This window comes from Halorussus amylolyticus (assembly GCF_004143485.2).
In the GTDB taxonomy this organism is placed as follows: domain Archaea; phylum Halobacteriota; class Halobacteria; order Halobacteriales; family Haladaptataceae; genus Halorussus; species Halorussus amylolyticus.
On sequence record NZ_ML974130.1, the window covers coordinates 750,729 to 771,825 of the forward strand.

Sequence of the window (21,097 nt, forward strand, 5' to 3'; positions counted from 1 at the left end):
CGGCATTTAACTCTTTCACTCGCGGTCTCGGGTCGGTAGCGCGACGAGCGCCGTCGGTGGTCGAACCCTCGTCGGGGCGGCGAGCGCGCTCGCCGCCCCGACGGCCGCTTTTCTCGCCGGGTCTCCCCGTATCCTTTATGTGTATGCGCTCAGTATCTGCCGAGTATGTCCGACATCCTCACCGAAAATCTCTCGGGGAAGGCCGTCATGGGGTCAGACGGCACGGAACTCGGCATGCTGTACAACATCACGATGGACCTGAAGACGGGCGAACTCGCCGACCTGCTCGTCGAACCCGACGAGCAGTTGGACGCGGGGTCGGTGGCGTTCGACGCCGACGAGGAGGGTCACTTCCAGGTACCGGTCAAGCGAGTGCAGGCCGTCAAAGATTACATCGTCGTCCAGCGGTAAATGAACGTTCTAGATTCTTCCACCTTCATCAACGAGTATCACACCGACGAGGACACCGCGACCATCCCGATGGTCCGCGAGGAACTCGAAGACGAGAGCGTCTATCGCTACGACGCGATGGAAGGCTCCGGGATGCACATCCACATTCCCCAAGATGGCGCGGTCGAGCGCGTCCGTCGGGCCGCCGAGGAGACCGGCGACCTCGCGGAGCTTTCGACCACGGACATCCGACTCGTCGCCGCCGCGTTCGAGTTGGACGCGACCCTCGTCACCGACGACTACGCCATGCAGAACGTCGCCGAGCACATGGACGTGTCGGTCGAGGTCATCGCCCAAGACGGCATCTCCGAGCAGCGAAACTGGCGGTTCCAGTGTCAGGGATGCGGTCGGGAGTTCGACGAGAACAAAGACCGGTGTCCCATCTGCGGGAGCGAGCTCTCGCGTAAGAATCCCTCGAACGCCTGATTGTCGGCGCTCGAACGCCGACCGTTATCGCCGAAACATCGACCGTTACCGCCGAAACGCCGACCCGCGGGCAGGGCGACTGCGCTACTTCCCGGGGTCTATTTCTTCGAGACCCACCTCGATGAGCTGTTGGAGGACTTCCTGTGTGGTGAGGTCGTACTCGCGGGCGAGCGCATCGACCTCCTTCGCGAGGTCCGAATCACAGGTGATGGAGTAGTGACGAACCATTATTGTTTCAAAAGTAGTTGGAGCTGTTAAAGCTACGTCAGACGCAAAGCCGACGCGAGGCAGACACACGACAGACCCGGCCGGAGCGCGGTCGGATGGCGGTCCGCTTCGCCCCGAATGCCGAGACTACGCTCCGGGGACGCCGCCGGTAATCTGGAAGTACAGCGCCGCGAACGTGATGGCGTCGAACGCGCCGTGGATGAGCGTCGGGACCACGATGTTCCCGGTCCGGAGGTAGGTCGCGCCGAGGATGAGCGACAGGCCGAACACGACCCCGAGCGTGAGCAGAGTCGCGCCGAGATTCGGACTGTAGTACGCCGGGAAGTGCGCGATTGCGAACACGACGCTCCCGACCACGACCGCACTGCGTTTCGAGAAGGTGTCGTACAGCGACTTCTGGATGATGTTGCGATAGAGGAGTTCCTCGCCCGGCCCGATGATGAGCCACGCCGCCGGAATCAGCCACAGCAGAATCGTGGGGTCGCCCGACCGCGCGGCCTGCTCGACGCTGTGTTGGGCGCTGGAGATTCCCAACTGCTGGAACAGGATTCCGAGCAGAACCTGGAGACCGAGCAGGCCGAGGATGCCCGCGACCGTCCAGCCGAGGTCGGCCAGCGTCGGCCAGCGGAGGTCGAGATACGACAGGCCCTTGTCGGTCAGTCGGAAGTATGCGAGCGCCACCGTCCCTGTCCCGAGTCCGAGCGCGAGCGCGCCGATGGCGACCGAGTGGACCTGCGTCACCTCGCCCGGTGCGACCGCAGCGTACACCGACACCACGATGGTCGTCCACACCGCGATGGCGAACAGCCCGGAGAGACCGATTGCGAGGCTCCGGAAGAACGCGCGAAGCCCCTCGCTCGCCCGCGAGGGAAGGCCCTTTCCGTCGCCGTAGGCCGCGATGACCCCGCCCACGCCGCCGACGAGCGCGAGCGTCACGCCCAGTGACGAGGCGTCGCCCGCCAACGCCCCGGATGTCGCGGTGGCGGTTCCGACCACGGCGAGACTCGCGACCCCGGCCGCGAGCGCGCCGGGCGCGCGCTCGACGAGTCCGTGGCGTCGGAGCGCGAACGCGCCGAACGCCGCCGCACCGAACGCCGCGAGGAGCGCGTTCTCGACCGGTCCGACGCCGACGGCGTCCCAGGGAAGCGCCGCCGCCGCGAGCGCGATGCCAGCCAGCACGACTCCGGCGGCCGCATACGAGCGGTTTTCCATACCTCGAACAAGGAACGGGCGGACTAAAGTCCCTGCGCTTGCGGGTTCTTCGGGACTCCGTCCCGGTCACTCCACGACCAGACTCGTCTTCTCGGCCACGGCGTCGGCCTCTGCGAAGTCACCGCCGCCGAGCAGGCCGCGAGCCGCCTTCTTGCCCCACTCGACCGCGGGCTGAGTGAACGTCTCGACGTCCGCGAGTTCGCCGTAGACGACGCACGCGGCCTCCATCCCGTAGAGGAGTTCGCCGAGTCCGCGCTCGTCCACGCGGTCGATTTCGATGCGGACGTTGGGCTGGCCCGCGGCCGCGAGGCTGGCTTCGGTCGCCTCGAACTCGGCGTCCAGAAGCTCGCCGAGCGTCGAACCGCCGAGATACGACAGGCCGTCGAGGTCGGTCTCGGGGATTTTTCGGTCGGCGCGCTCGCGCGGTCGGACGAGGGTCACGAGCTTGTCGCGAGGTCCGGCGCGATACAGTTGGAGCTGAGAGTGCTGGTCGGTCGCGCCGAGCGCGCGGGCGGGGGTCTGGCCCCGGCCGTCCTTCCCGAGGCTCTCGGCCCACAGTTGGGCGAACCACTCGGCGAACGTTTCGAGCGACTCGGCGTAGGGCATCATCGCGTTGACTGCCGCGCCGCGTTCTTCGAGGGCGTAGGAGACTGCGCCGTAAGCGTAGCCCGGCGAGTCGTAGAGCGACCCCGAGAGCCGGTCGGCCTCCTCGCTCGCTCCCCGGAGAATCGCGTCGAGGTCGTGACCGCAAATCGCGGCACACGCCAGCCCGACGGTCGAGAGAACCGAGAATCGGCCCGGAACGCCCGCGGGCACGTCGAGCGCGGGCAGGTCGTGCTTCTCGGCGAGTCGTCGGAGATTACCTTCCTCGCCCGTGGTGACGAAGGTTCGGTCGGTCCAATCGACTCCGGCATCGGCCATCGCCTCGCGGACGACGAGGAAATTGGCGAGCGTTTCGGCGGTGGTGCCGGACCGCGAGACGACGTTGACCGCCGTGGCGTCGAGCGACAAGGAGTCGAGCAGTCGCGCGACGTGTTCGGGGTCCACGTTGTCGAGGAAGTAGGCGTCCGTGTCCGAGGGCAGGCCGTTCGCGAGGGTCGCCGCGCCCAAGGCCGACCCGCCGATACCGACCGTCAGGACCGCCTCGGCGTCGGCGAAGGGTTCGACCGCTCGCCGGATTTCGTCGGGGTCGGCGGTTTCGGGGAGGTTCAGCGCGGCGTAGCCGTGTTCGTCGTTCGCGCGTCCGCGCTCGATGCGCTCGTGTGCGTCCGCGACTCGCTCGTCGAGGTCGTCGAGTTCGGCGCGCGCGAGGCCGGGGTCCGCGACTTCCGAGAGTGCGTTACCGAGGTCTACGTGCATATTGTCGTTCGTACTCGCGTTCGGCGGCGACAAAAAGTGAGGTGGTCGCCTCCACGCCATCGCACCCCTTATCTGCCCGCCGTCCGAAGTTCGGGCCGAGATGCCCGACACGGAAGCCGGAGCCGAATCCGCCCGAACAGACGCGACCGACCCCGCAGAGCGCGGCGAGTCTCGGAGCCTCGTCGCGGGGTCGTTCCGGCAAGCGTTCGGCGAGACGGACTCCCTGCTCATGCGGTCGTACGTCGTTGTCAGCGCGGTGTTGGGCGGTTTGCTCGGAATCTTCCTCCTGCTCGCGCTCCCGGTGTGGATTTTCAACACGCTCGGCGGGTCGGAGTTCGCCACGTTCTCGCGGACGTTTCTGGTGGTCGGCGGCGTCGTGCTGTTCGCCGCGATGGTCGCGCCCGTCCTCTCGTCGGCGCGTCGGCACCGCCGCGAGACCGCGAGCCGACGGGCCGACTTCCTGCTCGCGGCGTCGGGCTACCTGTTCGTGCTGTCGATATATCTCTCGCTCGTCATCTCCGTACCGCCCGACATGCGCGAGACGCCCTCGGGCGTCCTCGCGCCCGCGGTAGAGTTTCTCTACGCGCTCCCGGCGACCTACGCGCTCGCGCCCCCACTGGTGGCGCTCGTCGTGATTGGGATGGTCCACCGGTTCGCGCGGTGAGAGGGACGGTCCCGACCATTTATCGTTCCGCGGACGCCTACCCTCGCGCATGACCGGAGGAGGGTCGCGTCTGCCCGGAACGCCCGACGACGACCGACGCGACTCCATCGTCCTCCACGTCGATATGGACTGCTTCTACGCGGCGTGCGAGCGCCGCAAGGACCCGGAACTCCGGGGCGAACCGGTCGTGGTCGGGATGGGCTACGAGGGCGGCGAGACCCACGGCGCGGTCGCCACCGCGAGCTACGAGGCCCGCGAGTACGGCGTCGAGAGCGCCCAAGCAATCGGGAGCGCGCTCGAACGCTTGCCCCGGAAGGCGGAGGTGGGCGAAGGCGACTCCGACATCGACCCCGAGGAGGCGGGCTACTACCGACCGGTGGACATGGAGTACTACGAGGCGGTCAGCGCCGAGGTCAAGGAAATCCTCCACGACGTGGCCGACACGGTCCGGGAGGTCAGCATCGACGAGGCGTACCTCGACGTGACCGACCGGACCGCCTGGGAGGTAGCCGAGGGGTTCGCGCGCCACGTCAAACACCGAATCGACCGCGAGGTCGGGGTCGCGGCGAGCGTCGGGGTCGCGCCCAACATGTCCACCGCGAAAATCGCGAGCGATTACGACAAGCCCGACGGTCTCGTCGTGGTCGAACCCGGCGAAGTCCGGGAATTTCTCGCGCCCCTCGACGTGGCGGAGTTGCACGGCGTCGGCCCGGTCACGGCCCGCGAACTCCGGTCGATGGGAATCGAGACCGCGGGCGACCTCGCCGCGGCCGACCGCGCCGACCTCGAAGCCCGGTTCGGCGAGCGCGGCGCGGAGATGCACCGCCGGGCGCGCGGCGACGACCACCGCGAGGTCACGCCCCGCGGTCGGCCCAAGAGCCTCTCGCGCGAGTCGGCGTTCACCGACCCCACCGCCGACGCCGAGGTGAAGCGCGAGCGAGTCCAAACCCTCGCTGAGGCGGTCGCCGACCGCGCGAGTCGGAAGGACGCGATGTACCGGACTATCGGCATCAAGGCCGTGACGCCGCCGTTCGACGTGAACACCCGCGCGAAGTCCCTGCCCGGACCGGTGGACGACCCCGAACTGGTCGAGGAGGTCGCGCTCGACCTGCTCGAGGAGTTCCGCGACGACCGGGTTCGGAAAGTGGGCGTTCGCGTCTCGAACCTCTCGTTCGCGGACGCCGACCAGTCGAGTCTGGACGGGTGGGAGGGGTCGCCGGAATCGACCGTTTCGGTCGATTCCGGCGGGGCGAGCGATGCTGGCGGGGCGACCGATTCCGAGGACACGAACGGTGCGACGAGTTCGGGCGAGTCCGGCGACTCGCCGGACTCGCCCGTCAGTCTCGACGATTTCGAGGACGTGGGCGATTCTGCGGACTCGGACCATTCCGAGGCGTCCGGCGATTCTGCCGAATCGCCGGACGCCGACCCCGATGCAGAATCCGACTCCGGAGACGACGCCGACCTCGATACCGAATCCGGAGAGGACCCCGAAGGCCAGTCGTCGCTCACAGATTTCTGAGAACACAGCCCTGCCTGTATAATCAGACTGAAGGCGACGGGGATACGACTCTCGCGTGACCAAGTGTGAATCGAACGAGTCGGGATACGCCGGAGTCGGGTCGCGCCGGTGGGCGCGCTCGCTCGCCGCCCGCGCCCGCGGAGGCGAGTCGATGAACCGAAACGACCGCTCCATCGTGGGACTGGTGATGGTCGCCCACGCGATGGTCCACACCTACGAGCTTTCGGTGCCCATCCTCGTGACCATCTGGCTCGACCAGTTCGGCGTGACCGCCGGGACGATGGGACTCGTCGTGGCCACCGGCTACGCGCTGTTCGGCATCGGCGCGCTTCCCGGCGGTTTGCTCGCCGACGCCTACGGCTCCCGGAAGCTCATCATCGCGTGTCTCGCCGGGATGGGCGGGTCGTTCGCCCTGCTGAGTCTCGCACCGAGCGTGCCGGTCGTCGCGCTCGCGCTCGTTCTGTGGGGCGTCGCGGCGAGCGTCTACCACCCCTCGGGACTGGCGCTCATCAGCAAGGGCGTCTCCCAGCAGGGCACCGCATTCGCGTACCACGGCATGGCCGGAAACCTCGGCATCGCGCTCGGCCCGCTGGCGACCGCGGTTCTCCTGCTGTTTTTCGACTGGCGAATCGTGGTCGCGCTCCTCGCGGTCCCGGCCGCGCTCGCGGTCGCGTTCGCGCTGACCGTGGAGTTCGACGAGACCGCGAACGTCGAGCAGTCTGCGACCGACGGGGGAGACTCGCGCGCCGACGGCGGCGTCTCGTCGCTCTCGGAGTTCCTCGCCGACTCGAAAGTCCTGTTCTCGGGCGCGTTCGTCCTCGTGTTCGTCATCGTGATGTGCTCGGGGCTGTACTATCGCGGAGTCCTCACATTCTTGCCCGAGATGCTGGCGAACCAACCCCTGTTCGACCCCGTCCCACTCGGCGGCCGCGACATCGAGCCGTCGCAGTACATCTACGCCGGGCTCCTGATGATAGGCATCGGCGGCCAGTACGTCGGCGGGATGCTGACCGACCGCATCCGAGTCGAGCGCGGTCTCACCGGAGCGTTCGGCGTGCTGGCGGTCATCGCGCTCCTCTACCTGCCCGCGCTGAACGCCGGACTCGTCGCGCTCCTCGCGGCGAGTGCGGCGCTCGGCTTCGCGCTGTTCGTGGTCCAGCCGCTGTATCAGGCCGCGGTCGCGGAATACACCCCCGCCGGGACGCGGGGCCTCTCGTACGGCTTCACCTACCTCGGCGTGTTCGGCGTCGGGGCCGCGGGCGCGGGCATCGCGGGCTTCGTCCTCGAACTCTACTCGCCGACCGCGCTGTTCGTCGTCCTCTGTGGGTTCGCGGTCGTCGCCACGGTCTTCGGCGCGATTCTCTCGACCCGGACGACTGCGTGACCAGTAATTTCAACTGTTCGCGCTTTGATTTCGCTTCCATGACACGCGACGTGAGACGGTACTTCACCGCCCGAGAGACCACCGCACCCACGCTCTCACCCGACGGGAGGGTAGCGTTCCTCGCCGACACCACCGGCACGATGCAGGTGTGGATTTCCGACGCCCCCGGAGCGTGGCCGCGCCAGCGAACCTTCTACGACGAGCGCGTCTCGTTCGCGTCGTGGTCGCCCGACGGGAGCGCGGTCGCGTTCGGAAAGGACGCCGGGGCCGACGAACACGACCAACTGTTCGTGCTCGACCCCGACGACGGCGACATCGCCCGACTGACCGACCGCCCCGACGCGATTCACCTCTGGGGCGGGTGGAGTCCCGACGGCGACCGAATCGCGTTCGCCGCGAACCGACGCGACGAGTCCCGGTTCGACGTGTACGCGATGGACGTGGGAAGCGACGCGGACGACGCCGACGACACCGACGCCGACAGCACCCACGCCGACCCCGAACTCGTTCGAGAGGCCGACTGCGAGGGGTTCGTCTCGGTCGCTGGCTGGAGTCCGTCGGGCGACCGTCTCGTGGTCCAAGACGCGAGCGCGAGTTCCGACGACGACCTCTCCGTCGTGGACGTGGCGACCGGCGAGCGCGACCACGTCACGCCCCACGACGGCCACGTTCGGTACCACCAGCCAGCGTTCGGCCCGGACGGCGAGGCAATCTACTGTGCGAGCGACGCCAACGCCGACACGATGGAGGTCGCCCGAATCGACCTCGAAACGCTCGCGACCGAGACGGTCGTCTCGGGCGGCGAGTGGAGCATCGACGGCTTCGCGCTCGACGCCGCCTCGGGCCGACTCGCGGTGACCCGGAACGTCGATGGCTACTCCGACCTCCGGGTCGGACGGCTGACCTCGGCCACCGACGCCGACCTCGCGGACGTTTCGCTCCCCCCGGGGAGCGAAACGTCCGAACCCGAGTGCGTAGTTCACGACCTCTCGATGGGACCCGACGGCGAGCGGGTCGCCGCCACCGTCTCCGCGCCCGACCTGAACCACTCGGTCTTCGTCGCGGACGCGCGAGACGCGCACAAGGGCGAGTCGGTTTCGGTCTCGCGCTGGACCCGACCCTCGGCAGGCGGGATGTCGCTCGACGCCTACCAGTCGCCCGACCTCGTTCGATACGAGACGTTCGATGCTGACGAGCGAGGCTCGTCTGCTCGTGAGGCGGAGTCTCACGGTGGTCGCGAGATTCCAGCGTACTTCACGCTCCCCATCGACGCCCCGGCGGGCGAGACGCCGGTAGTCGTCGATATCCACGGCGGGCCGCACCACCAGCGCAGGCCGTGGTTTCGGCCGATTCGACAGTACTTCCTCGATTCGGGCTACGCGGTGTTCGAGCCGAACGTCCGCGGGTCGTCGGGCTACGGCCGGGAGTACGCCGCGCTCGACGACGTGGAAAAGCGAATGGACTCGGTGCGCGATATCGCCGAGGCCGTCGAGTGGCTCGCCGACCGGCCCGAAATCGACCCCGAGCGCGTGGTGGCCTACGGCCGGTCGTACGGCGGCTTCATGGTGCTCGCCGCGCTCACCGAGTACCCCGACCTCTGGGCCGCCGGAGTGGACTTCGTCGGCATCGGCAACTGGGTCACGTTCCTCGAAAACACCGGCGACTGGCGGCGCGCCCACCGCGAGGCCGAGTACGGATCGCTCGCCGACGACCGCAAATTTCTCGAATCCATCAGCCCGATTCACTCGGTCGATGAAATCGAGTGCCCGCTGTTCGTCCAGCACGGCGCGAACGACCCGCGGGTCCCCGTGAGCGAAGCCCGTCAGATTGCGGCGGAGGTCGAATCACAGGGCGTGCCGGTCGAGACCCTCATCTTCGACGACGAGGGCCACCACACCACGAAACTCGGGAATCGAATCGAGATGTTCGAGCGAATCGCGGGCTTCCTCGACCGGCACGTCTGAGAGGCGGGCGCGTCTGAGCTACTCGGCGGCGATGACCCAGCGGTCGTCGCCTCGGCGCTCCAGAATCGCTTCCTCGCGCATTCGGACGACGTAGCCCGTGACCGTCTGCTCGATTTCGTGGTCGGCCCGGACGCGAACCAGATTGCCGAGAACCCGGGCCGACGGCGGTTTCTGGGCCGCGCCGCAGTCGTAGACGGTGAGGAGTTCGCGCTCGCGCTCGTCGTAGACGACCACGTAGGCGTGCTGGGGGAGCCTCCACCGACTTTCGTCCTCGGGAGCCAGCGTGTTCACGGTCGCGAGTAGTCGGAGGGCAGATAAAAATCCTCGTCGGGAATCGCCCGGGTTCACTCCACGTCCGGCAGTTCCTCGGCGACCTTCGAGAGCGCCTCGCTCCTCGTGTCGTCGTCCATCTCGCCGTCGGTCAGCGCCGCGAGCAGGGAGGGCAGTGAGGCGACGTACTCGCCGCTCCCGGCGTGCTGGACGAACCCGCGCTGGCGCAGGGTTCGGTTGTGGCTGTACGCGATTTCGCGGTCGTCGGGGCCGCCTGCGACCGCGTGGGCCTCGACCGGCGACCCCGGTCCGTCGCGGAGGTAGTACGCCAGCATTCCGCGCTCGACCGGAGCGAGCGCGTCGAGTTCCTCGCGGACGGCTTCGAGCGGGTCGCGGTCTCTATCGGTGTCTCCTTCATCGCCCTCGTCGGATTCGGCGTCGGCGACCGCCGACGCCGAATCCGACTCCTCGTACGTTCCGAGGTCGGCCTGCTGTGCGCTTCCGACCTGCCCGCCGTCGCCGGTCTGCTGTGGGCCACTTACCCGCCCTCCACCCACCTGCCCACCGACGTAGGGGTTCGCCCGGCGGTTTTGGGAGGTGTCGAGCATCGCCTTCGCGAACTTGTCGGCGACCTCCTCCATCTCGCGGGCCTCCTCCAGTTGGCGTTCGAGGTCCTCGATGTGGTTGTCCTTCTCGCGGAGTTCCATCCGAAGCTCCTCGATTTCGTCCTCGCGCTGGCTCTCGGCCTCGCTTATCTGTCGGAGGTCGCTCACCAGGTCGTCGCTCACGGATTTGAGGTCGGGGCGCTCGAAGTCCTCCAGTCCGGGCGTGGCCCCCGCGTCGAACGTCTGCTTGCGGTGAAACTGGACCCGGCGGGTCTCCTCGGACCAGTCGGTCGTGAGGAACGCCTCGCCGTCGCCCATGTCCTCGATGGCCTCGGCGTACTCGTTGCCGAGGATGCGACCCACGACGTTGGTGTCGTTGTTCCACGTGAGTCGGTGCCACACCAGCCAGTCGCACTGGGTGATGAAGTCTTTCTTCACGTCGGCCGGGCGCTGGCTGATGCCCGCGATTCCCAGCCCGTGCTTGCGCCCGCGCTTGCCGATTTTGATGAGCATTCGTCCGCACTCGTCCATCCCACCGCCCTCGGGAATGTACTCGTGGACCTCCTCGACCACGAGCAGGAAGGGCTTTTTGAGCTTCTTCTCCTTGGCGAACAACTGCTGGGCGACCGCCTTCAGGAGTTCCTTGCCGTCGTCCTCGTCGAGGTAGCCCGACACGTCGAGGATGATGGGGACGTTGTCCTCCAGCGCCAGCGACGCCAACTTCTCGGCGTGCTGGGGTTCGACCTGGATGTCGCACTCGTCGTCGGCCCCCGCGTGTAGAAGTTCGTACTCTTCTTTGAGACCGTAGTATTCTCCATCTGTGTCCACGAGCATTACAGGATAGCCGCCGTCTAAGAGCTTCTCCGCCACGACTGACGCGGTGTTGCTCTTTCCGCTCCCGCTCTTGCCGGTGACGAACGCCCGGCCCGTCAGCACCTCCACGACGGGGAGTTCGACGGCGTCGCCGGGGTCGCCCGCGGTCCCTCCGACCCCGTCGCTGACTTCCGCCACGTCGATGGTCTCCTGCGACATCTCTTGGTCGCTTCCTTTCGCCCGACCCTCATAACTGTCAGGGCTTCCGGGCAGAGGGTGTTCGGAGACGTGTCGGAACGCGGCACAATCCATTACGGGCGGGGGCTTTCTCCCGCTACCACTCTGTTTTTGCCCAAGACACCTCGTAAACACGACCTCCGGACGAGAGAATTCGGTTTCGTGTCGAAGGGCGACAAATCTGTTCTAGTGAACTACCCTACCCTACTCGCTCACGGCTGACGCCGTTCGCTACTTGAGGGTAGGGCTTCCTGCTTCCACGACGCGCTTTGCAGACACAGGTGTATCCACAGGGAGCGCAGTCTCCACAGGCGCTAAATCCGCACCGTACTCACGTTTGAAGTCGCTTGAGCGTCGCGTCGGGGAAGTAGCGACTCCCGCAGTCGGGACATTCGGCCACCTCGACCTCTCCCGGCGTCGCGAAACCGAGCGCCTCGGCCGCGACCTCTCGCCGGGTCAGCGACTCCTCGCAGTTCACGCATCCGAGGTCGAACTCGGTCGTCATGGTCGTCCCCCCTCGGAGCGCATCTGTACAAATAGTGTCATACGATAGCACGTACTACGAATGCCGATATAAAACCTCTCCCGCACCGTCGTCCGACTTCGAACGGGGCCGTTCGTACCACACCCTTTTTCGCCCCTGCGTCCCAACACGGAGGTATGTCAGCGCTTCGTGACGCCATGCGCGAGTTGCCGGACGCGGTGTTCGCCGACCTGTTGGAGAGCGACGACGCCTACCTGTTGGTCGTGGACCTGCCCGGCGCGACCGAGGCGACGGTCGATGTGGGTATCGACGACGGCCGACTCGATATCGAGGCGCGCCGCGAGAAAGACGTGCCGATGGAGTTTTCGTACCTCCAAGAGGAGCGGTCGCTGTTCCTCGACGCCGACCTCCCGCTTCCCCCGGACGCGACCGGCGCGGGCGCGGAGGCCACCATCGACCGCGGCGTGCTGGAACTCCGCCTGCCCAAGCGCGAGGCCGCCCCGGAGCAGGACATCCCCATCACGGGTCGGTGAGGTCGCGGGGTGGTCTCTCTGGTGAACCTCCGTGCGTACCGACGGTTCTTCGTGGTCGCGTACCACTTCCTGCCGCTGTTGGTGAGCTACGCCCGCGACCGCCGCCGATTTCTGCTGTTCGGCGGACGGCGACAGGTGAGTAGCGAGATGCGAGTCGAGCGGGCCGACACCCTGCTGGAGTCGCTGCTCACCCTCGGCCCGACGTTCATCAAACTCGGGCAGTTGCTCTCGACCCGCCCCGACGTGCTCCCGCCGGAGTACGTGGAGGTGCTCTCGAAGCTACAGGACGAGGTGCCGCCCGCGCCGTGGGACGAGGCGCGCGTCGTCCTCGAAGACGAACTCGGCCCGGTGGACGAGCGCTTCGAAGATTTCGACACCGAAGCCATCTCGGGTGCGAGCCTCGGGCAGGTGTACACCGCGAAGGTCGGCGACCGCGAGGTCGCGGTCAAGATTCGCAGGCCGAACATCGAGTCGCTCGTGACGGCCGACCTCCGGGTCGTCCGGTGGTCGCTCCCGATTCTGCTCTACTTCATCGGCGAAGCTCGCGCGTTCTCGCTCGAAAATCTCGCCGACGAGTTCGACCGCACGATTCGACAAGAGATGGACTACTCCCGCGAGGCCGAGATGCTTCAGGAGATTCGGGCCAACTTCGAGGGCGACGACACCGTGGCGATTCCGGCGGTAATCGAGTCTCACTCCGGGCCGCGAGTCCTCACGATGGAGTACATTCAGGGAACCAAAATCAACGACGTGGCCGAACTCGACGCCAAGAACATCGACCGCCACCGGCTCGCGGTGAATCTGCAGGAGGCGTACATGCAGATGCTGCTCGAAGACGGCGTGTTCCACGCCGACCCCCACCCCGGAAACCTCGCGGTTCGACCCGACGGCACCATCGTCTTCTACGACTTCGGGATGTCGGGCCGGGTGGACGAGTTCGTCCAGAACAAGATTATCGACTTCTACATCGCGGTCGCGAACCGCGACATCGACGGGATTCTGAACGCGCTCGTCGAGATGGGAACCCTGAGTCCCGAGGCCGACCGGGCGACGATGGGGAAGGTGATGGAGCTGGCGATAGAGGACGCTCGGGGCGAGAGCATCGAAACGTACCGGGTCCAGCAAATCGTCGAGCAGGTCGAGGACACCATCTACGAGTTCCCGCTCCGCCTGCCGTCGAATCTCGCGCTCGTCCTCCGAGTCGCGACGGTCGTGGAGGGAGTCTGTGTCACGCTCGACTCGGACTTCGACTTCATCTCGGTCGCGACCGACTACCTCACCGAGCAGGGCTACCGCGAGGAGTCCATCAAGAAGTACGCGCGCGAGACCGGCGACCAGATTCGCGAATCGGTCGAGTCGTCGGTTCGCGTCCCGCCGAAGCTAGAGCGCACGCTCGACCGAATCGACCGCGAGGACCTCTACATCCGGGCCGACATCGAGGACGGCAACGACGTGTTCGCGCTCCTCGCGAAGCGACTCGTCTACGGCATGATGCTCGCGGCGGGCGTGTTCTCGACCGCGTTCCTCTACGCGCTGACCGAGGTGAACGCCGCGGCGGTCGCCGCGGCGTTCACGGCCGGTGTCGCGGTGTTCCTCTACCGGAGTTTCCGCAAGCGGAAGGGAACCCGAGTCACGCCGCAGTTCACCCGCCACGAGATGCGCCAGCGTCGGGGCGGCGACTGAGCTTTAGGACGACCAAACTTATTTTTCCTTTTGGAAACTCTTTTTTGAGTGTAGCGAGGAGTTCCACGCATGGGACTGGTGGAGAATCTCGTGCTCGTGTTCGTCGCTGGGTTGCTGACCGCGCTCGCCACCGGTCTCGGCGCGCTCCCGTTCTTCGTCGTGGACGACTTCAGCGACCGGTGGAACGTCGCGCTGTGGGGCGTCGCGTCGGGAATCATGGTGTCGGCGTCGGTGTTCGGTCTCGTGAACGAGGGGCTGGCGTACTCCGCGGGGTTCCCGACGCTGATGGTCGGCGGCCTGCTCGCTGGCGTCGTCCTCGTGGAAGTCTCCGACCGGGCGCTCGACAGAATCGACGTGGGCGGGGACGATGGGAGCCACGACCACGACGAGAGTTCGACCGTTGACGACGACAGCCACGGCCACGGCGACCACGCGCTCGAAGCCGAGGCGTTCGCCGAGGGCGACCTCAAAAAGCTCGTCCTCATCCTCGGCATCCTGACGGTCCACAGCTTTCCGGAGGGTGTCGCGGTCGGCGTCTCGTTCGCGGAACTGGGCCTCGAAGGCGGCCTTCAGATCCTCGGCTTCTCGGTCCCCCTGCTCGCGGTGTTCATGACCGTCGCCATCTCCATCCACAACGTCCCGGAGGGGACCGCTATCGCCATTCCCATGCGGGCGATGGGACTCGCGCGCTGGCGGATGGTCGGCGCGGCGGTGTTTTCGAGCCTTCCACAGCCAATCGGCGCAGTGGTCGCATTCGCGTTCGTCCGGTGGGCGAGGGCGTTCCTCCCCTTCGGGTTCGGGTTCGCGGCGGGCGCGATGGTGTACCTCGTCCTCACGGAGTTCATCCCGGAGGCGCTGGAGACTGGCGCGGACCTCCCGAACAAGGGCCACCGAGAGCTTCTGACGGGTGTCGTCGTGGGAGTGGTCGCGATGATTCCGCTGATGTACGTGTAAGTGTCATCTGTGCCGTCTTTTCGGCGTCCACCGGTACGCCTCGAAGTCACGGATCTGATATATCGTATATAAAAAGTGCTATGATGCCGTTGTGTCTCGGTCGGAGTGAATGCGAAAAACCGTATCTCGACGCTGGCTACTCGAAAGGGGGTCAATCGCGGGTGCAGTCGGTCTCGCGGGGTGTGCGACGGGGTCGCTGGTCGAAACGACCGGAGAGGGGGATTCCGACGAAACGGCTGGCGTGGGAAACTCCGAGTCGCAACCGAACGACGGGGAGAGCGCGGACGAGAGCGAATTCTCCGGAGACATCAGGGAGATGGCTCGACGGGTCGGCACCGAGATTCAGCAATCGGTCGTCGAAATCAGTTTCGACGGCGGTCGGGGCGGCGGAACCGGGTGGTTCCTCGACGACGGGCATATCGTCACGAACTCGCACATCGCCCGCCAAACCGAAACCGTACAGTTCGAAACCTTCGGCGGGGAGACCGGAACGGCCGAACGCGTCGGCTACCATCCCGACATGACTCCCGACCTCGCCCTGCTCGAAACCGACGTTTCGGGGGTTCCGTCTCTCTCGAAGGGTGACTCCTCGACGCTCGAAGCGGGACAGCCGCTCGTCATCGTCGGCCACCCCGGGAGGGTGGGCAAGTGGGTCATCAGCCTCGGAGCGTTCCAGGAGTACAGAGAGGGAATAGACTGGCTGCTGACCGACGCGCCCACGAATCAGGGGAACAGCGGTTCGCCGCTGGTGACTCTCGACGGAAACGTCGTGGGATGCGTCAGCGGAACGACGTACCCCAACGGCCGCCCGGAAGGAATCGTGCGGTCGGAGACGGTGTTCGAGGAGTTTCCGGACCCCGAGAAACTCGCGACCGCGAACCCGATAGAGACGGTCGAAAAGTGGGTGGCCGAGTGGAAGTGACGTCGTTTCACGAAGTCGCTCTCGGTCCTCATCTATCGTCCGCTTCCCCCTGCCCCTTTCCGTAGCTTTACGCCCTCTCCGCCCGACTCTCTCGCATGGACATCGCCCCATTCGGACTCGAACGCTGGTTCGCCGAGTACGAACACGAGGCCGACATCATGCTCGCAGAAAGCGGGATTCGGAGCCTCGATTCGAGCCGGTTCGACCTCGACGCCGGAGAACTCGGCTACGTCATCCCCACGAACGGCGACCCCGACTTTCGGGCAGAGGTCGGCGAGCGATACGACCGGTCGGCCGACGAAGTCCTCTTCACCTGCGGTACGCAGGAGGCGAACTTCCTCGCGTTCTACTCGCTGATGGACGACGACAGCCACGCGGTCGTCGTCACGCCTACCTATCAGGCCCTCTACGCCGTGCCGGAGGCTATCGGCGACGTGACCCGCGTGGCGCTCGAACCTCCGGAGTGGGAACTCGACGTGGACGCCGTGGCCGACGCGATTCGCCCCGAAACCGAGGTTCTCGTCCTCAACAACCCCAACAACCCGACCGGACGCTACCACCCACAAGAGAAAGTCGAGGCGCTTTACGACCTCGCCGAGGACAACGACGCCTACCTCCTCTGCGACGAGGTGTACCGACTGCTCGACGACGACCCGCTTCCGCCGGTAGCGTCGCTGGGCGACCGCGGTATCAGCACGGCGAGTCTCACGAAGGCGTACGGACTCGCTGGCCTGCGATTCGGGTGGCTGGTCGGGGCCGAGGAAGTCGTGGAGGGCGCGTGGGAGTGGAAGGACTACACCACCATCTCGCCGGGTATCATCGACCAGCACGTCGCCCGGCAGGCGCTCGGCGACTCGGAGGCCGAGATTCTGGCGGAGAACCGTGACCTCGCTGGCGAACACCACGACATGGTAGAGGAGTTCGTCGCCGACCACGACCTCTCGTGGCACGACCCGGTGGGCGTCAACGGTTTCGTCACGATTCCCGACGAGTTCGAGGGGAGCGAGGCGTTCTGTCGCGCGGTGGTCGAAGAGGAGAGCGTCGTCCTCGCGCCGGGGTCGCTGTTCGGCTACGACGACTACTTCCGAATCGGATTCGGCCTGCCGACTGAGGAGTTAGAGGACGGTCTCGCGCGCGTGTCGGCGTGTATCGAGCGCCACCGCGAGTGAGTCCTCACCGCTAGCGAGGCACTCTCGGAGGTCGTGCGACGGGACAACACGCGACGAGGGGGAAAATCGAAATACGCCCTCAGAAAACGTTTTAAATTTTCTAAGCGTCTCTCGACGCTCCGTGAAACGTCTCTTGGGTCGGCGTGAAACGTCGGACGAACGCGGAATCGACGCTAAAACGCCCGAATACTCCGAAAGGCTCTCGCACTTATATGCTACCGGGGGTCCTACGATGGAGTAACGAGGCCCCCCACAATGTCGAACGCATCCTCCACTCTCGACCCCGAACAGCTATCGACCATCTCGGACGAACGCGCGAGCGAGATGCAGACGCTCGCGGAGTCGTCGCTCCGGGCGCTCGCGACCCCGTTCCAGTTCGCCGGGTTCTGGTCGTCCGTGCTGCTTCCGCTGGTCTACGTGCCGGTCCTCGCGGGGTTCGCGGGCGGGCAATCGACGCTCGGACTCCTGCTCGTCGTCCACGCCGTCGCTCTCTTTTGCGGTCACGGCTACCGCAGCAAGTAGTTCCGGGCGAAACGCGTTCCAAACCGTTTATACTATCCCGGGCGCTATCCGGCGGTATGGCAAGAGAGCAGAAGGAAGTGCGGGATTTGAAAGAAGGGAACTACGTGATGATTGACGGCGCGGCTTGCGAAATCAATTCGTACAGCACGGCCAAGCCGGGCAAACACGGCAGCGCGAAGGCCCGCATTGACGCCAAGGGCGTCTTCGACGACAAGAAGCGCAGCCTCTCCCAGCCTGTGGACGCGAAGATTTGGGTCCCCATCATCAACCGCAAACAGGGCCAAGTCGTCTCGGTCGAGAGCGACGAAGTCGCGCAGGTGATGGACCTCGAAACCTACGAGACCATCACGGTCAAGACGCCGTCGGACGCGAACCTCTCGCCCGACGACCAAATCGAGTACCTCGAAATGGACGACCAGCGAAAGATTCTCGAGTGATGTTTCCCGGCGCGTCCGCCGACCGCGAGACGGCAGAATACGTGGTCGTCGGCGCGCCTCTCGACGTTTCGACCACGTTTCAGCCGGGCGCGCGGTTCGGCCCCGACCGAATCCGCCGGTTCGCCCGGACGTACGACGACTACGACGCCCGAACCGGGCGTCGGTTCTCGGACCTCTCGGTTCACGACCACGGCGACGTCCGCGCGTGGGACGACGCCGCGGCGTATCTGGAGTACCTCGAAGGCGTCGCGACCGACGCGGTGCGCGACGACGCCGTCCCCCTTCTGCTCGGGGGCGAACACACGATTACGGCGGCGGGAGCCTTCGCCACCGAACCCGACGTCTTCGTCTGTCTCGACGCCCACCTCGACCTCCGGGCGGAGTACGACGGCAATCCGCTGAGCCACGCGACCGTGACCCGGCGCATCCTCGACGGAATCGCCAGCGACCGCGCCGATGGCGTCGCCGACGAAGCAATCGTTCTCGGCGCGAGGACCGGGAGCGAGGAGGAGTGGGACCGAGCGAACGAGTCCGACGTGACCGTGGTGCCGCCCGAGGAGGTCGCCGACTGGACCCCCGACTTCGGCGACGAGTCGGTGTACCTGAGCGTGGACATCGACGGCGCTGACCCCGCGTTCGCGCCCGGAACGGGCACGATGGAACCGTTCGGACTCTCCCCCCGCGAGATGCGCGACGTGGTTCGCGCGGTCGCACCCTCCGTCACGGGGTTCGACGTGGTAGAGGTCAACGACCGCGACGACGGCCAAGCCGCGGCGCTGGGCGGAAAGCTCCTCCGGGAGTTCGTGTTCTCGCACGCCGACGCGAACTGAGCGTTTTCGGCCGCACTCCTTCCGTTTCCGATAGCATCGCGTTTTTTTGCCCCGCCTTCGTCTGTCGAACCATGAGCAAGCCTACCGTCGGAGTCGCGGGGTCGGGTCCGGCAATCGAAGCCGCGACCGCCGCGCTCGCCGACGTGAACGTCGCCGTCGTCGAGACCGACCCCGGTGAACTCGGGCGTGCCGACTTCGGCATCGTCGCGGGCGACGCGGGCGCGCGAGCGTTCGCTCGCGCGAACCACGCCGCCCGCGAGGGCCAGACCCCGTGGCTCGCTATCGAGCTCGGGGGTCTCGGCGGTCGCTCGATTCCCGACCTCGACGCCGCGGTCGCGGGCTTCGCGCCCGCGACCGCGTGCTACGAGTGTCTCCGGACGCGAGTCGCCGCGAATCTCGATGCGGAAGCGAGCGAGGAAGGTGGGTCGTCCGCCGGAACCGACCTCGCGAGCGCGCGCTTCGCTGGCGCGCTCGCGGGCCGCGAAGCCGCCGTGCTCCTCTCGGGCGACGAATCCGCGATTCTCGGCGGCGTGGTCGAGGTCCCCCACGCCGAGCGCCGACTCCTCGCGGTTCCGAACTGCGCGGTCTGCGGCGACGAGCGCGACCGCACCCTCTCGCGGACGTTCGCCGACGCCGCGCTGGAGGAGTCGATTGCGCGGGCCGAGCAGGCCGTGGACGACCGGGTGGGAATCGTCTCGACGCTCGGCGAGGCCGAGTCGTTCCCCGCGCCGTACTACCTCGCGGAAATCGGCGACACGACCGGCTTCAGCGACGTGCAGGCCGCAGAACAGGCCGCGGGCGTCGCGGTCGATTGGAACGAGGCGATGATGAAGGCGCTCGGTGAGAGCCTCGAACGCTACGCCGCGGGCGTCTATCGGGACTCGGAGTTCCGGACTGCTCGGCCCGCCGACCTCGAATCTGGGGTCTCGCCTGCGGCGTTCGTCCGACCCGACGGGTGGACCGACCCCGCGCCGGACGACGATATGGCGTGGGTGCCGGGCGTGGACCTCCAGACCGACGCGCCGGTCTCGCTGCCCGCCGAATTCGTCCACTTCCCGCCGCCCGAGGCCCGCTACAAACCCTCCATCACGACGGGTCTCGGCCTCGGAAACTCGACGGTCGAGGCGGTACTGTCGGGACTCTACGAGGTAATCGAGCGAGATGCCACCATGCTCGCGTGGTACTCGACGTTCGACCCGCTGGGTCTCGCGGTCGAGACCGACCGATTCGACGCGCTCTCGCGGCGTGCGCGCGCGGAGGACTTGGACGTGACGGCGCTGCTCGTGACCCAAGACGTGGACGTGCCGGTGGTCGCGGTCGCGGTCCACCGCGAGGAGGCGTGGCCACGGTTCGCGGTCGGGTCGGGCGCGGACCTCGACCCCGACGCCGCGGCCGAGTCGGCGCTCGCCGAAGCGATTCAGAACTGGATGGAACTCCGGTCGATGGGCGAGGACGACGCGGCCGACGCCGACGGCGCAATCGGTCGCTACGCCGACTTCCCCGACCCCGTCCGGGCGTTCGTCTCGCCCGAAACCACGATTCCGAGCGCGAGCGTCGGCCCGGACGAGTCGCCCGAAGGAGCGGCCGAACTCGACGCGGTCCTCGACAGACTCGCCGACGCCGACCTCGCGGCCTACGCCGCCCGGACGACGACCCGCGACGTGGCGAGCATCGGATTCGAGGCGGTCCGGGTGCTCGTCCCGGAGGCCCAACCGCTGTTCACCGGTGACGCCTTCTTCGGCGAGCGCTCTCGGGCGGTGCCCCCGGAGTTGGGCTTCGAGTTCCGACCCGACGCCGAACATCATCCGTACCCCTGAGAGGGTTTCCTACTCCCCGCCGAGGACGCCGACCCGGTCGCTTCGGTAGCCGAAGATGTTCTCGTAGCCGTACGCCGAGAGCAGGACGGGGTAGAACGGCTCGTCTGCGACCATCTCCTCACCGTCGGCGGCCGCGAACGCCTCACCGGACTCGACGCGCTCGAAGTTCTCGGCGAGCACCTCGTACTCGTCGGCCGGGTCCTTCGGAATCGCCTCGCCGAGTCGGTACACCGCGACTTCGGTCCGGCGCTCTCCGGCGACGGGTTCGCGGTCCGGGAGCGCGCCGGTCGCCGCGAGAAAGCCTCCGACGAGTTCGACCGCGTTCTCGGCGGCCTCCGTCGAGCCCTGATAGCCGCACTCGACTTCGACGACGTGAGGGTACTCGATGAGTCTGCCTTCGGTGTTCACCTGCGTGTCCACCAGCACGGAAATCGGGAGGTACGGACACACTGTGCGCGCGACGGCTCCGACCGCGTCGGTCACGGCGAACGGTTCGCCGTACGACTGCGTGGAGTGGAGCGCGAGCGTCGTGCAGTCGCGGGGGGGGGGGGGGGGGGGGGCGCGCGGGGGGCGCCCCCGGGGGGGGGGGGGGGGGGGGGCCCGGGGGGCCCC

Annotated in this window: 22 protein-coding genes; 15 read left to right on the forward strand and 7 right to left on the reverse strand. The window is 67.0% G+C overall.

Annotated features, from left to right (window positions below; all coding sequences use genetic code 11):
* Positions 1-165: 165 nt before the first annotated feature.
* Entirely contained in the window at positions 166-411 is a 246-nt protein-coding gene (locus EKH81_RS03765) for a PRC-barrel domain-containing protein (protein WP_162224446.1), read from the forward strand.
* Positions 412-876, forward strand: a complete 465-nt coding sequence (locus tag EKH81_RS03770; protein WP_162224447.1) for an NOB1 family endonuclease — start codon at positions 412-414, stop codon at positions 874-876.
* Between the two features lie 84 nt (positions 877-960).
* Here EKH81_RS03770 and EKH81_RS03775 read toward each other — a convergent pair whose 3' ends face one another.
* The 3 genes from EKH81_RS03775 to EKH81_RS03785 all read right to left on the reverse strand — a co-directional run bounded on the left by EKH81_RS03775 (position 961) and on the right by EKH81_RS03785 (position 3,675).
* Positions 961-1,104 carry a CopG family transcriptional regulator gene (locus EKH81_RS03775; protein ID WP_162224448.1) on the reverse strand — a complete coding sequence of 48 codons (144 nt, stop codon included), beginning with the start codon at positions 1,102-1,104 and terminating at the stop codon, positions 961-963.
* 126 nt (positions 1,105-1,230) lie between these two features.
* On the reverse strand, positions 1,231-2,316 hold the full coding sequence (locus tag EKH81_RS03780) for a CPBP family intramembrane glutamic endopeptidase (protein WP_202935044.1): 1,086 nt from the start codon (positions 2,314-2,316) through the stop codon (positions 1,231-1,233).
* A 66-nt stretch (positions 2,317-2,382) separates the two neighbouring features.
* A complete protein-coding gene (locus tag EKH81_RS03785; protein WP_162224449.1) occupies positions 2,383-3,675 on the reverse strand; it encodes a glucose-6-phosphate isomerase in 1,293 nt (430 codons plus the stop codon).
* Positions 3,676-3,775: 100 nt separating this feature from the next.
* On the opposite strand from EKH81_RS03785, the gene EKH81_RS03790 reads away from it, so the two are divergent.
* The 4 genes from EKH81_RS03790 (at position 3,776) to EKH81_RS03805 (ending at position 9,209) form a co-directional block, all read left to right on the forward strand.
* Entirely contained in the window at positions 3,776-4,339 is a 564-nt protein-coding gene (locus EKH81_RS03790) for a DUF8056 family protein (RefSeq protein ID WP_162224450.1), read from the forward strand.
* 49 nt (positions 4,340-4,388) lie between these two features.
* The gene (gene dinB / locus EKH81_RS03795; RefSeq protein WP_162224451.1) at positions 4,389-5,861 is read left to right on the forward strand and encodes a DNA polymerase IV; all 1,473 of its coding nucleotides are present in this window, start codon (positions 4,389-4,391) and stop codon (positions 5,859-5,861) included.
* A gap of 151 nt (positions 5,862-6,012) precedes the next feature.
* Entirely contained in the window at positions 6,013-7,245 is a 1,233-nt protein-coding gene (locus EKH81_RS03800) for an MFS transporter (RefSeq protein WP_162224481.1), read from the forward strand.
* Between the two features lie 38 nt (positions 7,246-7,283).
* A complete protein-coding gene (locus EKH81_RS03805; RefSeq protein ID WP_162224452.1) occupies positions 7,284-9,209 on the forward strand; it encodes a S9 family peptidase in 1,926 nt (641 codons plus the stop codon).
* Positions 9,210-9,227: 18 nt separating this feature from the next.
* Here the strand turns inward: EKH81_RS03805 and EKH81_RS03810 are convergent, their stop codons facing one another.
* The 3 genes from EKH81_RS03810 to EKH81_RS19240 all read right to left on the reverse strand — a co-directional run bounded on the left by EKH81_RS03810 (position 9,228) and on the right by EKH81_RS19240 (position 11,639).
* The gene (locus tag EKH81_RS03810) at positions 9,228-9,500 is read right to left on the reverse strand and encodes a hypothetical protein (RefSeq protein ID WP_162224453.1); all 273 of its coding nucleotides are present in this window, start codon (positions 9,498-9,500) and stop codon (positions 9,228-9,230) included.
* Positions 9,501-9,553: 53 nt separating this feature from the next.
* A complete protein-coding gene (locus EKH81_RS03815; RefSeq protein ID WP_162224454.1) occupies positions 9,554-11,116 on the reverse strand; it encodes an ATP-binding protein in 1,563 nt (520 codons plus the stop codon).
* Between the two features lie 349 nt (positions 11,117-11,465).
* Complete coding sequence (locus tag EKH81_RS19240) at positions 11,466-11,639, reverse strand: hypothetical protein (RefSeq protein ID WP_202935045.1); 174 nt, start codon at positions 11,637-11,639, stop codon at positions 11,466-11,468.
* A 155-nt stretch (positions 11,640-11,794) separates the two neighbouring features.
* Here EKH81_RS19240 and EKH81_RS03820 point away from each other — a divergent pair, with 155 nt between their 5' ends.
* The 9 genes from EKH81_RS03820 (at position 11,795) to EKH81_RS03860 (ending at position 20,485) form a co-directional block, all read left to right on the forward strand.
* On the forward strand, positions 11,795-12,151 hold the full coding sequence (locus EKH81_RS03820) for an Hsp20/alpha crystallin family protein (protein ID WP_162224455.1): 357 nt from the start codon (positions 11,795-11,797) through the stop codon (positions 12,149-12,151).
* A 21-nt stretch (positions 12,152-12,172) separates the two neighbouring features.
* Positions 12,173-13,834, forward strand: coding sequence for an ABC1 kinase family protein (locus EKH81_RS03825; protein ID WP_202935046.1), 1,662 nt, complete (start codon positions 12,173-12,175; stop codon positions 13,832-13,834).
* Between the two features lie 69 nt (positions 13,835-13,903).
* Positions 13,904-14,788, forward strand: a complete 885-nt coding sequence (locus EKH81_RS03830; RefSeq protein WP_162224456.1) for a ZIP family metal transporter — start codon at positions 13,904-13,906, stop codon at positions 14,786-14,788.
* Positions 14,789-14,897: 109 nt separating this feature from the next.
* On the forward strand, positions 14,898-15,710 hold the full coding sequence (locus tag EKH81_RS03835; RefSeq protein ID WP_162224457.1) for a S1C family serine protease: 813 nt from the start codon (positions 14,898-14,900) through the stop codon (positions 15,708-15,710).
* 95 nt (positions 15,711-15,805) lie between these two features.
* Positions 15,806-16,879, forward strand: a complete 1,074-nt coding sequence (locus tag EKH81_RS03840; RefSeq protein WP_162224458.1) for an aminotransferase class I/II-fold pyridoxal phosphate-dependent enzyme — start codon at positions 15,806-15,808, stop codon at positions 16,877-16,879.
* Between the two features lie 255 nt (positions 16,880-17,134).
* Complete coding sequence (locus tag EKH81_RS03845; RefSeq protein ID WP_162224459.1) at positions 17,135-17,401, forward strand: DUF8028 family protein; 267 nt, start codon at positions 17,135-17,137, stop codon at positions 17,399-17,401.
* Between the two features lie 56 nt (positions 17,402-17,457).
* Positions 17,458-17,838, forward strand: coding sequence for a translation initiation factor IF-5A (locus EKH81_RS03850; RefSeq protein WP_162224460.1), 381 nt, complete (start codon positions 17,458-17,460; stop codon positions 17,836-17,838).
* The gene (gene speB / locus EKH81_RS03855; protein ID WP_162224483.1) at positions 17,838-18,668 is read left to right on the forward strand and encodes an agmatinase; all 831 of its coding nucleotides are present in this window, start codon (positions 17,838-17,840) and stop codon (positions 18,666-18,668) included. The genes EKH81_RS03850 and speB overlap by 1 nt, the downstream gene beginning before the upstream one ends.
* 71 nt (positions 18,669-18,739) lie before the next feature.
* On the forward strand, positions 18,740-20,485 hold the full coding sequence (locus tag EKH81_RS03860) for a YcaO-like family protein (protein WP_162224461.1): 1,746 nt from the start codon (positions 18,740-18,742) through the stop codon (positions 20,483-20,485).
* Positions 20,486-20,494: 9 nt separating this feature from the next.
* Here the strand turns inward: EKH81_RS03860 and EKH81_RS03865 are convergent, their stop codons facing one another.
* Entirely contained in the window at positions 20,495-20,968 is a 474-nt protein-coding gene (locus tag EKH81_RS03865) for a M14 family metallopeptidase (protein ID WP_162224462.1), read from the reverse strand.
* Positions 20,969-21,097: the final 129 nt, after the last annotated feature.